This is a genomic window from Flagellimonas spongiicola, assembly GCF_023502425.1.
GTDB lineage: Bacteria > Bacteroidota > Bacteroidia > Flavobacteriales > Flavobacteriaceae > Flagellimonas > Flagellimonas spongiicola.
The window spans coordinates 663,954-678,623 of record NZ_JAMFMA010000002.1; the positions used below are offsets into that span (position 1 = coordinate 663,954).

13 protein-coding genes and 1 tRNA gene are annotated in these 14,670 nt (G+C 39.8%); 3 read left to right on the plus strand and 11 right to left on the minus strand.

Annotation, left to right across the window (positions count from 1 at the left end):
• Both M3P19_RS09220 and pdxA read right to left on the minus strand, forming a co-directional pair.
• Nucleotides 1-531 carry a YceD family protein gene (locus M3P19_RS09220; protein WP_249657377.1) on the minus strand — a complete coding sequence of 177 codons (531 nt, stop codon included), beginning with the start codon at nucleotides 529-531 and terminating at the stop codon, nucleotides 1-3.
• Between the two features lie 108 nt (nucleotides 532-639).
• Nucleotides 640-1,692 (minus strand): 4-hydroxythreonine-4-phosphate dehydrogenase PdxA, encoded by a 1,053-nt coding sequence (gene pdxA, locus M3P19_RS09225; RefSeq protein ID WP_249657378.1) that lies wholly within the window; start codon nucleotides 1,690-1,692, stop codon nucleotides 640-642.
• 58 nt (nucleotides 1,693-1,750) lie between these two features.
• Here pdxA and M3P19_RS09230 point away from each other — a divergent pair, with 58 nt between their 5' ends.
• Nucleotides 1,751-2,341: a riboflavin synthase gene (locus M3P19_RS09230; RefSeq protein WP_249657379.1), complete on the plus strand. Its 591-nt coding sequence runs from the start codon at nucleotides 1,751-1,753 to the stop codon at nucleotides 2,339-2,341.
• 4 nt (nucleotides 2,342-2,345) lie between these two features.
• Here the strand turns inward: M3P19_RS09230 and M3P19_RS09235 are convergent, their stop codons facing one another.
• The gene (locus tag M3P19_RS09235; RefSeq protein ID WP_249657380.1) at nucleotides 2,346-3,434 is read right to left on the minus strand and encodes an acyltransferase family protein; all 1,089 of its coding nucleotides are present in this window, start codon (nucleotides 3,432-3,434) and stop codon (nucleotides 2,346-2,348) included.
• A 5-nt stretch (nucleotides 3,435-3,439) separates the two neighbouring features.
• On the minus strand, nucleotides 3,440-5,251 hold the full coding sequence (locus M3P19_RS09240) for a sodium:solute symporter family protein (protein ID WP_249657381.1): 1,812 nt from the start codon (nucleotides 5,249-5,251) through the stop codon (nucleotides 3,440-3,442).
• 144 nt (nucleotides 5,252-5,395) lie between these two features.
• On the opposite strand from M3P19_RS09240, the gene M3P19_RS09245 reads away from it, so the two are divergent.
• Both M3P19_RS09245 and M3P19_RS09250 read left to right on the plus strand, forming a co-directional pair.
• Nucleotides 5,396-6,082, plus strand: a complete 687-nt coding sequence (locus M3P19_RS09245) for a sulfite exporter TauE/SafE family protein (RefSeq protein ID WP_417953862.1) — start codon at nucleotides 5,396-5,398, stop codon at nucleotides 6,080-6,082.
• A 68-nt stretch (nucleotides 6,083-6,150) separates the two neighbouring features.
• Nucleotides 6,151-7,326, plus strand: a complete 1,176-nt coding sequence (locus M3P19_RS09250) for a DUF5009 domain-containing protein (RefSeq protein WP_249657383.1) — start codon at nucleotides 6,151-6,153, stop codon at nucleotides 7,324-7,326.
• 6 nt (nucleotides 7,327-7,332) lie between these two features.
• On the opposite strand, the gene M3P19_RS09255 is transcribed toward M3P19_RS09250, so the two are convergent.
• The 7 genes from M3P19_RS09255 to M3P19_RS09285 form a co-directional block, all read right to left on the minus strand.
• Complete coding sequence (locus M3P19_RS09255) at nucleotides 7,333-7,728, minus strand: response regulator (RefSeq protein ID WP_249657384.1); 396 nt, start codon at nucleotides 7,726-7,728, stop codon at nucleotides 7,333-7,335.
• Nucleotides 7,728-9,548: a sensor histidine kinase gene (locus M3P19_RS09260; protein WP_249657385.1), complete on the minus strand. Its 1,821-nt coding sequence runs from the start codon at nucleotides 9,546-9,548 to the stop codon at nucleotides 7,728-7,730. Before M3P19_RS09260 ends, M3P19_RS09255 begins: the two co-directional genes overlap by 1 nt.
• Before the next feature lie 61 nt (nucleotides 9,549-9,609).
• On the minus strand, nucleotides 9,610-10,167 hold the full coding sequence (locus tag M3P19_RS09265) for a hypothetical protein (RefSeq protein ID WP_249657386.1): 558 nt from the start codon (nucleotides 10,165-10,167) through the stop codon (nucleotides 9,610-9,612).
• A gap of 9 nt (nucleotides 10,168-10,176) precedes the next feature.
• A complete protein-coding gene (locus M3P19_RS09270; RefSeq protein ID WP_249657387.1) occupies nucleotides 10,177-11,028 on the minus strand; it encodes a TolB family protein in 852 nt (283 codons plus the stop codon).
• A gap of 215 nt (nucleotides 11,029-11,243) precedes the next feature.
• Nucleotides 11,244-13,325 (minus strand): penicillin acylase family protein, encoded by a 2,082-nt coding sequence (locus M3P19_RS09275; RefSeq protein ID WP_249657388.1) that lies wholly within the window; start codon nucleotides 13,323-13,325, stop codon nucleotides 11,244-11,246.
• A gap of 83 nt (nucleotides 13,326-13,408) precedes the next feature.
• On the minus strand, nucleotides 13,409-14,488 hold the full coding sequence (locus M3P19_RS09280; protein ID WP_249657389.1) for a helix-turn-helix domain-containing protein: 1,080 nt from the start codon (nucleotides 14,486-14,488) through the stop codon (nucleotides 13,409-13,411).
• A gap of 108 nt (nucleotides 14,489-14,596) precedes the next feature.
• Nucleotides 14,597-14,670 (minus strand) — tRNA-Ile (locus M3P19_RS09285).

Sequence of the window (14,670 nt, forward strand, 5' to 3'; positions counted from 1 at the left end):
CTATTTATCCGTTAATAACTTCTTTAAATCGTCCCATCTGGGATCTATATTTTCTGATTCTTTTACTTCTTTTGGCTGGAGTTCTTCCAGTTTTTCCAAGATTTCCGATTTCAATGTGCCATCTTCTACTCCCGGGTGTACACGTTTTGGTGGAACGGCCAATACCAACATCTCATAAACATATTGAGCAATGTTAATACGGTATTCTCCATGTGGAATGATCAAAATCTCATCGTTTTCATCATTGTATTCCTCACCAAACTTGATAACCAGGTGCAAATCAGATTCAAAAGGTAGGTCAAAAGCCTCACCTGTGACATCACAATCCACGTTTACGGTACCCGAAGCGGATAACTCCAACTCCATCATATTGTTCATTTTGTCCAATAGGGCGGTAAGCGCTATTGATGCACCGTTAAATTCTTGGTATTCAAAAGATTCAAAGAACGAATTGTCAATTTTGTACTCAAACGTGTGCTTTCCTAACTTCAGTCCTGAAAAAGGAATAAAAAACTCCTTTAGCTTCATCATTTATACACTTAAGGTTTGTGTACCAGCCCATAAAGGCGGGGGCAAAGATACTACTTATTTATAAATCTACAATTCTATGGGCATATTTCTGACCCAATTGGATAAATTTTAACTCGCCTTTTTTGTTTTCTGTTTTTGCAATGGATTTTTATTGAGTTCCATATACTCGTTTCGGTTTCTCAAAACTTGAATTGCCGTAAAAACAGCTTCCTTAAAAGAACTCTCATCCGCTTCACCTTTTCCAGCAATTTCATAGGCAGTACCATGATCTGGAGAAGTTCTGACTTTATCCAATCCTGCAGTATAATTCACCCCTTTGCCAAAGGAAAGTGTTTTGAATGGAATCAAGCCTTGATCATGATATGCTGCTAGTATCGCGTCAAAATTCTCGTGCGACCCAGAACCAAAAAAGCTGTCAGCAGAATACGGACCATAAACCAATGTCCCTTGGTCAAATAATTCTTTGACCGTGGGTTTCAAAATTTTGTCATCCTCCTCGCCAATGGTACCATTGTCACCGCTATGCGGATTAATACCTAACAAGGCTATTTTAGGTCGTCGAATACCAAAATCCATCTTAAGCGAATTAACCATGGTCAGTACTTTATCTCGCACTAATTTTGGAGTAATTGCCTCTGCCACATCTTTTACCGCGATATGATCGGTTAAAAGACCGACCCGCAGGCTATTTGCAACCATGAACATCAAACTCTCGCCTTTTAACTCTTGGGCTAGGTAATCCGTATGTCCTGGGAATTTGAAATCCTCAGCTTGAATGTTGTTTTTGTTGATTGGCGCTGTGACCAATGCATCTATCTTATTTTGCTTTAACGCCTGTACAGCTGCTCGGAGTGATTTTATGGCAAACTTCCCGGCTTCTTCTGTTGCCTGTCCAAATTCCAATTTTGGCGTTTCCCGCCACGCATTCACAATATTGATTTTACCTTCAACCGCCTGAGAAGCATCCTTTACGCCATTGAAATTGATATTCAGTCCCAATTCCACCTTCTGTTGAGAGATAGATTTATTCGAAGCAAAGATCACTGGGGTACAAAAATCCATCATCCTGGAATCCAAAAACGTCTTTAATGCAACCTCACAGCCTATCCCATTTAAATCCCCAATGGATATCCCTAGCTTTATTTTTCCTGTTTCCTTCATAAAATCTATGGCGTTATAGCTACTTTTACACTACAAAATTACTCAATAAAAAAGACACATGTTTACAGGAATAATTGAGACTTTGGGAACAGTAAAAAAGTTGGAAAATGAAGGAGGGAACTTACATATTTCAATTGACTCCAATATTACCTCAGAATTGAAAATTGATCAGAGCGTGGCGCACAATGGGGTGTGCTTGACAGTGGTCTCAATTGAAGGAGATGTTTATACGGTTACGGCTATTGAAGAAACATTGGAAAAAACCAATTTGGGGAATTTAACCAACGGACATTTAGTGAATTTGGAGCGTGCTATGGTTTTAGGCGCGCGGTTAGATGGTCACATTGTTCAAGGGCATGTAGACCAGACTGCAATATGTGTGTCAAATGAAGAAAAAGATGGGAGTTGGATTTTCAGCTTTGAGTATGACTCCAAATTGAACAATGTGACTATAGAAAAAGGCTCCATTACTATTGACGGTGTAAGTTTAACGGTGGTGGATTCAAAAAAGAATGGGTTTAGCGTAGCAATTATACCTTATACCTATGAGCATACGGGATTCCATTCCTATACAATAGGAACGAAGGTGAATTTGGAATTTGATGTAATTGGCAAGTATGTGTCACGCTTGTTAGCGCTTCGTGATTAAGTCACTACACCTTTATAAATAGCTTTCGCTTGTACATAATATACGCCAACAAGCAATAAAATCCTGCTACTGATAATCCATAGAGCATCGAGGATAACTTCATCGACATAAAATCGTGTACGTAAATGGTGTTGAATAGCCAGCCGTGTACAGACATTTCACCATCCACTTTTATGGAATAGAAAAGCTTAGTTATAAAACTGGAAAGGAAATAGACGGTAATGGCATTTGCTCCGGCATATCTGAATATGCTTCCAAATTGAATCTTTTTAACATCCGTGATGTAGTAAATTAATGCAAGAACCAAATTTGCCCACCCTGCAGTTACCAAAACAAAGCTACTTGTCCACAATGCTTTGTTAATCGGGAATACCAAGTCCCAAATGTGACCCAAAACCACTAATCCGGCACCCATGAGTAGCATTGATTTTATTTTGTCGTCTCTTTTGGAGGCAAGAACAAGTCCTGTGAAAATACCCATCAAAGCACTCACTATGGACGGAATTGTACTAAGCAAACCTTCCGGGTCATAATCTGGTTTGTAATTGTGACTGCCAAAGATTTTTACGTCCAAATAGTTGGCGAAATTGTTTGGAGCGCGTTCCAAGGTTGATGTCACACCCTCTACCGGAATAAGTGTCATCATGGCCCAGTATCCTACCAACAGAACCAAGGCCAGGCCCACAAGCTTTTTCCAATCCAAATTCAAGAATAGAATCGCGGCAAAAAAGAAAACTACTCCTATTCGCTGTAAAACACCTGGAAATCGAATAGCTGCAAACTCCTTAATAAATGGAAAGCTAATGGTAAAGGCGCCAAGAAATAGTCCAAGTCCAATAAGTTTCAAACTGCGAACCGTAATTTTCTTATATGTACCTGAATTCGCCTGCTTATTCTTATATGCAAAAACAATGGACGTCCCCACAATGAACAGGAAAAAAGGGAACACCAAATCTGTAGGAGTGTAACCATGCCATTTTGCATGCAACAAAGGAGCATAAACATTGGACCAAGTTCCCGGGGTGTTGACCAAAATCATAAGAACAATAGTCAACCCTCTAAAAATGTCTACTGCTACAATCCTATCTTTCATGGCTATTACAATAAGTTGTCTTTTAGTTTGTTCCATGCGCGAATCAACAATGCTGCCGATACTAAAACCACAACGGTCAAAATCAACGCTAAATTTGTCTCGCCATAAATCCAATACCCAGTGGCGAACATTACCGAATATATTAAGATTACCCCCAATATCATTGCAGTAAGTCCAGCTGGAACCGACCATTTTTCATTGTTATCTTTAATTTGCACATTTTCAGCTTCAGCTTCTTCCACCACTTTGGCCCATCCAGGTCCTCCAGGTTGGATTTTTTTATAGAAACTTCTCAATACATCCTTTGTTTCTGGCTGGGTTACAAAGGTCGCTGTCAACCAAATAATTGAAGTGACCAGCATGATGAAGGGTAATTCCCCCCATTCTGGAAACACTCCCGTTTCTGGGTGAAATAGTATTTCTTTTAATGCCGTGGTTTCCATTAAAATAGCTAAGATTCCAGATGAAAACATAGCAGTGATTTCGCTCCACGCATTGATACGCCACCAAAACCATCTTAGAATAAATATCAGCCCGGTACCTGCGCCAAAAGATAACAGTAGATTAAACACCCCCATTGCGTTTTGAAGTGCTAATGCCAGAAACGCACTCAATACCATCAAAACAACGGTGGACAAACGACCTACCCTTACCATTTGTTTTTCAGTAGCATTAGGATTAATCTGTTGTTTGTAGAAATCAAAGACTATATAGGAAGAACCCCAATTCAATTGCGTTGAAATTGTACTCATGTAAGCGGCTACAAGTGAAGCCAACACCACTCCAAGTAAACCACTTGGGAGTTTAGTCAACATTGCGGAATACGCTAAATCTTGCCCTAGTTTGCTTTCTGCCACATTAGGGAATGCCTCTTGTATACTTGCTACATCTGGATAGACCACCAAAGAAGCCAAAGCAACTAAAATCCATGGCCAGGGTCGTAGTGCATAATGCATGATATTAAAGAAAAAGGTAGCGCCAATTGCATGATTCTCATTTTTGGCCGCTAACATACGCTGCGCTATATAACCACCACCACCTGGTTCACCTCCAGGGTACCAAGAACTCCACCATTGCACTGCCAATGGTATTACCAACACAGTAATTAGCGCCTTTGTGTCGCTGAAATCTGGTAAAATGCTCAGTTTGTCCTTGACATTTTCATTCTCCAGAACTGCTTGGAGGCCGCCAACTTCGGGGATATTCACCAAGTAAATTGCCGCACCAATTGCTCCTGCCATTGCAACGAAAAACAATAGGAAATCGCTGTAAACAACACCCTTGAAACCGCCCAAAGCACTGAAAATCACAGTAATCAAACCAGCCGCTACAACCGTTTCCCAAGGTTCCAATCCCAACATTACACCACCAATCTTGATGGCTGCCAATGTTACGGAAGCCATGGTAATCACATTAAACATTACCCCAAGGTAAACCGCCCGGAATTTCCGTAAAAAACTTGCAGCCTTCCCTCCGTATCTTAATTCATAGAATTCAAGATCCGTGTTTACATTTGATTTTCTCCAGAGTTTGGCATAAACAAACACCGTCAACATTCCTGTCAAAAGAAAACACCACCAGCCCCAGTTTCCAGAAACACCATTGGTTCTAACCAGGTCAGTCACCAGGTTTGGTGTGTCCGTAGAAAAGGTAGTTGCCACCATGGAAAGACCAAGTAGCCACCACGGCATGGTTCTTCCTGATAAGAAATACTCTGATGAACTTTTTCCTGATTTTTTAGAGACGTAAATTCCTATCCCTAAAACAGTTGTGAAGAAAACTATGATAAAGCTATAGTCAAGCGTGCTTAATTCCATAAAGGTCCGGTTTGGTCAAATACTAATGTATGATTTTTTGGGATACCTTTGCCCTTTGTTCGCTAAACACCTGATTTGAACCTATCGACAACATTGGAGCCTTCGTTAATGGCCTGGGCACTTGCATTTACCGCTACTTTTTTGATGGGTACTTCAAAAGCAGGATTAAAGGGGTTAGCCACCTTCAATGTTACGCTACTGGCTTTGGCCTTTGGTGCTCGACAATCAACAGGATTGATTATTCCACTTCTTATTGTCGGTGATATTTTTGCAGTCATTTACTACAATAGGCATACCCAATGGAAATACATCTTTCGGTTTTTACCTTGGATGCTGGCCGGAATCTTGATTGGTGCGTATGTGGGGAAGGACTTACCTGAAAAGGAATTCAAATGGGGCATGGTGACTATAATCTTTATCAGTTTGGGCCTTTTGATTTGGTGGGATAAGCGTAAATCCAGTTCAGTACCCACGCATTGGTTATTTGCAGGGCCAATTGGTATTATGGCGGGAATTTGCACTATGATAGGCAATCTTGCAGGTGCATTTACCAACATTTTCTTTTTGGCCATGAGGTTGCCAAAAAACGAATTTGTGGGCACCGCTGCATGGTTGTTTTTTATCACCAATCTTGTGAAACTTCCATTTCATGTATTTATTTGGAAAACAATTACTTGGGATTCATTATTGATCAATCTTAAGTTGCTTCCAGCTATTTTCTTGGGATTGTTTTCTGGCGTTGCCATTGTTAAGCTCATTAACGACACCAATTACAAACGGTTTATCTTGTTTGTTACTGCGGTTGGAGCCTTTGCCATGTTACTTAGATAATATTCTATGCAAAATTGAGGCAAATCCATTAACTTCTGAGGCAAACCACCACAGTACAAACTTGCCCTATGGGAAATCGTATTCAAACCATCGACATATTAAGAGCGTTAACCATGTTCCTAATGATTTTTGTGAATGACTTATGGTCTTTGACCGGGGTCCCAGAGTGGTTGAAACATACTGCTGCAGATGTTGACGGCATGGGCTTTTCAGATATCATTTTTCCACTGTTTCTTTTTATTGTTGGATTATCTATTCCATTGGCCATTAATGTCCGTTTCAAAAAAAAGGAAACGTCTTTACAGATTACCGGACATATTCTTGTTAGAACTTTGGCGTTGTTGGTCATGGGTGTGTATATGGTCAACTTTGAATCTATCTATGATCAAGAAATGATCATGAATAAAAGTGTTTGGGAAATTCTTATGGCCACGGCTATTTTCTTGGTATGGATGAATTACAAACGAAATCCCAAAATCAGCGAAACTTTGGGGAAAGTTTTGAAAGCTGCTGGCATTCTACTTTTAATTGTTCTAGCATGGGTTTACAAAGGCGGTTCTGCGGAAGAAGTGGTATGGATGAAACCTCATTGGTGGGGCATCCTTGGCTTGATTGGTTGGGCCTATTTATTGAATAGCTTATTTTATTTGGTATTAAGAACTCGATTTTGGGCAATGATCCTACTTTTTGTTTTCCTATTGTTCATGAATGTACAAGAAGGAGGATTTTTCAAAAGTTTGCCAAGCTTTAAGTTGGTAATTAGTGCTTCCAACCACGTGTTGGTCATGGCGGGTGTTCTTTGTACAATGCTTTATCTAAGGTTCAAAGCGAAAGGTGAGAACCTCAACAGATTCCTTGGCTTGATTTCTTTAATTGGGGTGTTGTTTATCATTTATGGTTTTCTTGTGCGCCCAGCATTTCCTATTTCCAAAATATACGCTACACCTTCCTGGAGCGCTATCTGTATTGGGATTGGACTACTCAGCTATGTCATAATGTATTTGTTGGTTGATGTTTTTCAAGTTACTAAATGGGCCGCCCTGATTAAACCAGCAGGAACAAGCACCTTGACTTGCTATTTAATGCCTTATTTCGTCTATCCAATATTTATATTGACTGGGTTCAATTGGTCTGGATTTCTATCAGAAGGGATCATTGGAATAATACGGTCGTTGGTGTTTTCCTTATTGCTAATTCTCTTTGTTGGCTATTTGGAAAAACGCAATATTGCCCTTAAAATTTAAGTTTGCCTATACCAACCCTTGTGCTAAGTTTTCAAGATCAGCTTTGGTCAGTGGTTTGGTAATATACCCATTTATGAAGCTATAGTGTTTGGATAGATTTAAATCTTCTGGGGCGATTGAGGATGTAAGAATATGAATCTGGACATTGGATCTTATTGCGGTAGGGCCTTTTTTTAGTTCTTCCAATAACTCCCAGCCATTCATAACAGGCATGTTAATATCCAACAGCACCAAATCTGGAAGGTTTTCGGGCATTTGTGCACGATGAATAAGTTCTTGATACACCTGAAGTCCATTTTCAAAATGCGTAATGTTGTCTGTTAGGCCCGTGCTTTTTATTAGCACCTCGGCAACCTCCCTAAAAACAAAGTCATCATCTACTACAAAAACGGAAGGGTTCATTAATTGTTCAGGTTTTTATGATTAGTGAATGTTAAGGTGAATTTCGCTCCTTTGCCTTCTTCACTCTCTACCGAAATTTCCGCGTTCATGGCATCCATTTGGTTTTTGGTAATAAAAAGACCTACGCCTTTCGCATCTGGATTCCCGTGAAACGTTTTGTACATACCGAACAACGTATGCCCATGTCTTTCAAGGTTGATTCCCCTACCATTGTCTTGAAAGGAAATCTTAATGGTATTTTGGTGTTTTTCGGCCTTTATAACAAGCTTAAGTTTTTTATTGGGACTACGATACTTTAAACTGTTGGTCAACAGGTTAAGAAAGATACTGGTCAAATAGGGTTGTATGGCAAAAACCTTTAATCCTTTGGGGATTTTTAACTCTATTTTGGGAACAATTTCACCAATAAGGGCATTGATGCTCTCAAACACACTTTCTAGGGTTTCCTCAATGGAGACCCAGTTCATTTTTTGATCTTGGTTGGTTTGTATTTTAATAACCTCGTTCAATTGTACCACGGTTTCATCCAGTCTTTCGGATGAAGTTCGAATCATTTCAATAAATCGTTCCTGCTTGGCTGGGTCTGTTTTATCCAAGAGCATTCCCGTTAGCATTGAAAGATTACTTGAATGCGATCTTAGGTTATGTGAAACGATGTGGGCAAAATTCAAAAGACTTTTGTTCTGTTTTTCCGTGGTGTTCAATAATTGTCTTAGCCTATTGTCCGCTCTCTTTATGCGGGTAACATCCATATTAGCCCCAATCATTCGCAACGGGTTGCCTTCTTTATCACGAAAAACTATGCCCTGACCATGAATATATTTAATGGCTCCATTTCCTGTAATAATTCGGAACTCGGTGTTAAATTCCTTTTTGCCCTGCACTGCCAACTCCACTGCCTTTAAACTGCGCTCCTTATCATTTGGGTGTATTGTTTGTTCCCATGCAGCAACCTCACCAATGAAATTTTCCTTGTTTACATCATAGAGTGAGTACATGTTTTCATCCCAAACCAGGTTGTTCTTTATAATGTCATAATCCCAAATACCAATATTGGAACTTTCCACAGCGACCTTCATTCGGTGCGTTAAAATTTGTATTTCCTGGCTTTCTTTTTTTGATTTGTCGATGTCCTTGAAAACCCCAAAAAGTCGAGTTACTTTTCCATTAACCAAATCTGCCTCACCAATGGCGCGAACCCATTTTTCATTCCCCTTTGCAGTTACGATAATCAGTTCTACATCGTACGGAGTGCCATTTTCAATGGCTTCAGAAACTACTTCAACGATCTTATCTCGATGCTCCCCTTCCTTGTAAAAATTGATTCCGGTTTCCAAATCGGGACTAAAATCTTTGGGCACCTCATGTATTTCCTTGGTCATCTCTGACCAAAAAATAGTGTTGTTCACCAAATCTACTTCCCAGCTACCGATCCTCGCGGTTCTTTCAGCTCTTTGCGAAAGGTCAAGTGCAATTTTCTTTTGGGTTACATCGTCAAAATAGATGTAATATCCTGATGAGTCTTCTACAATGTTCAATACCAACTTGAACCATTTCAGCTCATTTTTTCTAGTGATATGGGTAATAAATTCACTGATTTGCTTCTTTTGGTGAGTTTTGCCGTCCCTTATTTTCTTCAGGGATTTTGGTAATTCTCCAATTACTGTTTCGAGCTTTTTGGGGTAAGTGTCCGAAGTATCCAATCCAAAAAACGAATAAAACCCGTTGGAATGTTTTTGAATCTCCATTTCCTTGTTAACCAAAACAATTGGGAATGGGAGTTGTAGAATGGTATCGATAGCTTCTTTTGTGCCCTTCATTACGTCCAAGTCAAATCTTCATATTTTGAACGTAAGAATTTTCTTATTATTGCTAATCCGCTTATTTCTCCCTAACCACATTGATTTTGTATACCAATTTCCAGTTCTGCATCTCGTCATATGAATGATATACTTCCCTGAGGTAGTTGTCTTCAGAAACAGGGTGGTCTACTAACTTGATGTCAAAATCTTCCTTGCCACTATATCCTCCCAAAATCAAAGCGGTCATTTTCCCATTGACCATTTCAGAATTGAAATGCTGCCAGCGTTGGGCTTTGGCATTCAAAAAAAGTGTTTTCCATTTTCTTTCGGTGGCATCAAAAGAACGGATGTCTGTAGAGAAAAACCCATTGGATCCTTTAAACTGAATATGAAAAGTCCTATGGTCATCCAAAAACCGACCAATGACCTCTGCTGTAAAATCAATTTTTTCAAACGTTCCGTCGTCTTGAACCATTTCCATCTCGGTTTTCCATTTACCTCGATAGTATTCAAATTGTGCCAACTCTTTGATAGATGGGTCCGCATACCCATAAATAGAATCAGACTGCGCTACTGCATTAAATCCTACAAATACCAACACCATGGCAATCAAAGTGCCTCTTGCTAAGCCCTTCATTATGAGCAGTTAGTTAACCAAATTGACTTCTCTATTCTCCTGCAAATAGTACCTATAAATCTCCAGTGGTCCATTGCGATTCGATGTATATATTATGGATTTCCCATCAGGGGCCATAATCGAAATAAAATTATCCCGTTCTGGACTTGTAAGCACCTTTTCGTTCTTGCCATCAATGTCCACGGAATAAATCCGACCCTTACCTTCTCTGTTGGAATGAAAAATGATCTGGGAACCATCTGCGGACCAACTTGGTAATTCATCAATAAATTCATTATTGGATAGGTTGGTAACTTCCCCCGTTTTTATTTCCAACAAATGAATTTGCCACTTCCCTGTCCTGTCGCTCTGGAATGCGATGTGTTTTCCATCCGGTGACCATCTTGGGTCTTGGTCTTTGGCGTTATTATTGGACAAATTCCGCATGCCAGAACCATCCACATTCATCACATAGATTTCTTCATTTCCATCCCTACCCGTATAAAAGGCAATCTGGTCTCCATCTGGCGACCAAGTGGGGTAGTAATCAAAACTTTTATTGAAAGTCAATCTTGTGGGATGTGATCCATCCGCATTCATAACGTAGATTTCCGCATCCCCATCTCTATAGGAATAAAAAGCAATTTTTGAATTGTCCGGTGAGTAGGTAGCCCACCAATTTGAAGCTTCTGTTATTGTGAGTTGCTTTTCATGAGAACCATCAGCACGTAATTCGAAAATTTGGGATTTTCCATTGCGATTTGAGGTTACCAAAATCTTGCTTCCATCTGCAGACCAGCTGGTAATTGTGGTATTGAAGTCTTGGGCAATAGTTGGCATAGCGCAGCACAAGGCAAGCGCCAAGAACGTAGTTTTAATCATTTGACTATTAGTTTTTGATGGTGTTTCCAAAGGAATTGTTGCGCATCAAGATATGCAACTAAGACCAGCCCAACTTTTAATATTACGTTAAAAGTTTCGCTGCCTTCCCTCTGTTCAATTTTATTGGAATACGGGTTGGCTTTATAAAAAAGCAAAAAACACCACGGGTAAAACCCATGGTGCTCTTTTAATTAAAATATATGTCATTCTCACACTTATGGTGATTTCAATTGCTCAGTCTCAACTGTATTTTCATCAATTTCCTCTTTATAAAAATATACGTCCCGTAGTTCCCTATCAATCGTTAGCTGCATTGAATCCTCAGCTTTATACCTGCTTGGTTGTGTAAAGTTGCCATAGCTCAATAAACCTTTTGCTTTCACTTTCTGAGCAAACTCAACTACTGTTGAAAAAGTTGTGCCTCCCAGTAAAACCCATTGATTGTTTGGTCCAGGTCTATAAAACCCTGCGGAAAAACTCCCAACCTCATTTAGCCCCAATGCTCCATTGAGCATGGTATTCCCTGATTGAATTTTGTACACCTCGCCCACCGACACATCCAATTTACCATGCTGCTCGATGGTTTTCTGTGCTGCCATTTTAAGTTGTGCCTTGGCTTCTTGTGTTAATCCCGATGGGGCATCTAAAACATTTGAGTATTCAAAAGGTGTTTCAAAAATTGCATTCCTTCTTGAGCCAAAATACCAATTAATGAAGAGTACGGCCCCCTGGCTGTCGGCGTCAAGTTTTCTATCCCAATTACTTAGAGTTTCGCCCGCCTTCTTTACCATATCATCTGTCTGTGTTTCGGCATATTCTACTAGTTTGTCCAATACTAAATCCGCCAGCTCAGCATAGGTAGAGCCTTGAGATTCCAATAAATCCTCAAAACTGTGCTTGTCTTTTTCGAGCAACATTCTAAGGGAGCGTCTGCTGCGCAAATCAAAGGTTGGATACGCAAAATACTTTGGATAATCTTCCTCCTTCAATGCGATTGGAAAAGTACTGGTCCAAGGCGAATTGTTGGAATTGGCCACAAATCCTGATTCCGGGTTTATCAGTTTTGGTAGTTCTTCAAATGTGTGGTATTCCTCCACCAGAGCACCCTCTTTGGATGCGGGTAAAATTTGAGACCATTCCGCATGATCACCATATTCCCGTTTTGGAATAATACCGTTGTACACATATCCTATTGTGCCTTCCTTATCACCATATACAATATTCTGCAAGGGTAGTTGAAGTTTGCCAAGTGCTTCCAAGAAATCGCCCGAATTCTTGGCTGTGCCCATTTCAAAAAATTGTTCCATCATAAATGGCCTATCTAACCCTGACAATCGTAATGCAAGTCCTTTATTCCCCTTTTCTGTTATTATGTATCCAAACTCACTTTTTTTGGTGAACACTTCTACCTCGGAAACTCCTTTTTCCGATTTAGTTTTTAGTGACCTTGAAGTTACTTCAAGTGCTTTCCACGATCCATTTGCAGATTTGTACTTGTCTCCGTCCAATTCCAATTCAATTAAGTCAAAAGTATCCGCTTGATTAAAGGTAAGGCCCCACCCTAATTGTTCATTAAACCCCATCGCGATTGTTGGGGAACCTACTTGTGCTATGCCATAAAGATTTAAATCTCCTGATTTCAAATGTGCTTCAAAGAATTTAAAAGCATCAAACCAAGGTGGATGCGGTTGTATCAAAAGCATGGTGTTCCCCGTACTTGTCTTTTTAGGTGCCAATGCCCATGCGTTTGAACCTGCGTTTCTCCAGGCTCCAGCTTGCTGGTTTAATGCAAACGCGCCCACCATTACATGATAAGATAACTGCAGATGCCCAAGTGGGTCGGTATTGACCACTGGAAGCACTGGCCTGTTTTCTGGATTTATGGCCTCTGGATTTTTCTTGGCATAATCATTCATGCCTCTTATAAAGTGTTCCAATATGCCTTTGGTTTGATTTGATTGGACGTTGTACCATTCTTGAGCTCGGGTGGGAATTTCCAAACTCCAGACATTTTTATCCGATTGTAAGTGTTCCTGACCTCCCCAGTATTCAGATGAACGACCACGAGATTTTCCATACATGCGTAAAATCAAATTGGCATGCGCCTTCATCTGCGCCCAACCAAAGGCATAATACGTCTGGTTTAGATTATTGGCTGAAATATGGGGTACACCCCAGGTATCCCATTGAATTTTTGACTCTTGGCCCAATGAAGCAGTAGTTACTGCAAAGCTGACTAAAAGGACGATAAGCTCCTTCCGTAACTTTTTAATTTTGAATTGTTTAAAGCAATACATGTTTCCGTTTTTTGATGTTTGAGATCAAATGTAAAACGGAGGTGGCGGGAAGACGTTCGGATTCAAGAATCCGAACACATTTTTTATTCCTTTAAATTGGAAATGTACTGGGACGGGGTCATTCCTGTCTTCTTTTTGAAATACCCATTGAAGACTGAACGGGAGTTAAAACCACAATCATACATGATCTCCATTACAGTCATCCCGGAATCTGAATTATTGGCAAGGAGTTTTTTAACTTCCTCTAGCCGTGCAGTATTAATGTACTCTGAGAAATTTACCTGAAAGTGCTGATTAATGATTTGTGAAAGTGTCTTGGGATGTATTTGAAGTTTACCCGCCAAGGATTGTATGGTTAGGTCTGGTTCTAAATACGGTTTTTCAGCATTCATATAAATTTCCAGCGCCTCAAGTTTTTCATGGTCAATTCCAATTGTGCTTTTGCTGTCTTTTTTTGAATTGAAGATTTCTGTGGTTAGATTCTTTTCGTCTTGGGTTATCTGTCTAAAAAAATGCGGGTTCTTTAGACCTTGAAACGCAATCAAGTTTACCAAAGCAAAAATTCCGATTTGGACTACGGTTTCCAAAGCAATTATTTTGCCGCCAACCACTAAAATCGGATTAGTAGTACTGAACACATTCAATACAATGATGACAAGCATCAGGAGCGTTAAAATTTTCAACCATTTCAATTCAGGAATCACCATTTGGGTTGTGATGTTCTTAATGGTTTGCTGGTACTTATAGATTTCCCACAAATTGGCAATACTATACCCAAACATGGTCAATAACAATAGCAATGAAAGCTGTGGATTACAGCTGATAACCCCTAAAAGTCCGCCAACAACAACAATACCAAAAGGTAGGTAATGCAGCCAGTATATTGTTTTTTGATGGGCATCTTTTACCAAGTGGGAACGCACATAAAATAATGAAAGAGGGCCATATAAAAACCCATAGCAACAACTGAACGGTACTAACACTTCCACCCAAATATTCAGTCCTAAAAGGATGTTATAGATAAAATGAGCACAAAGCGTCAATAACAAAAGAGATAGATAAAAATTCCTTTTGTATTTGGCATATCTAGGCGTAAGAAATACAATACCTAAAAACAAGGATTGCCATACGATTATAATATGGATGATGCTTTTAAAATCCAATTGGAAAGAATTGTTTTCCGGTTATGGCAAGATATTAAATATCCATGTTGTCATTTATAATCCGAACAAAAAGAAAACCCTTGGCAGAAAACGACCAAGGGTTTTAAGTGGTCCCACCTGGGCTCGAACCAGGGACCCCCTGATTATGAGTCAGGTGCTCTAACCAACTGAGCTATAGGACC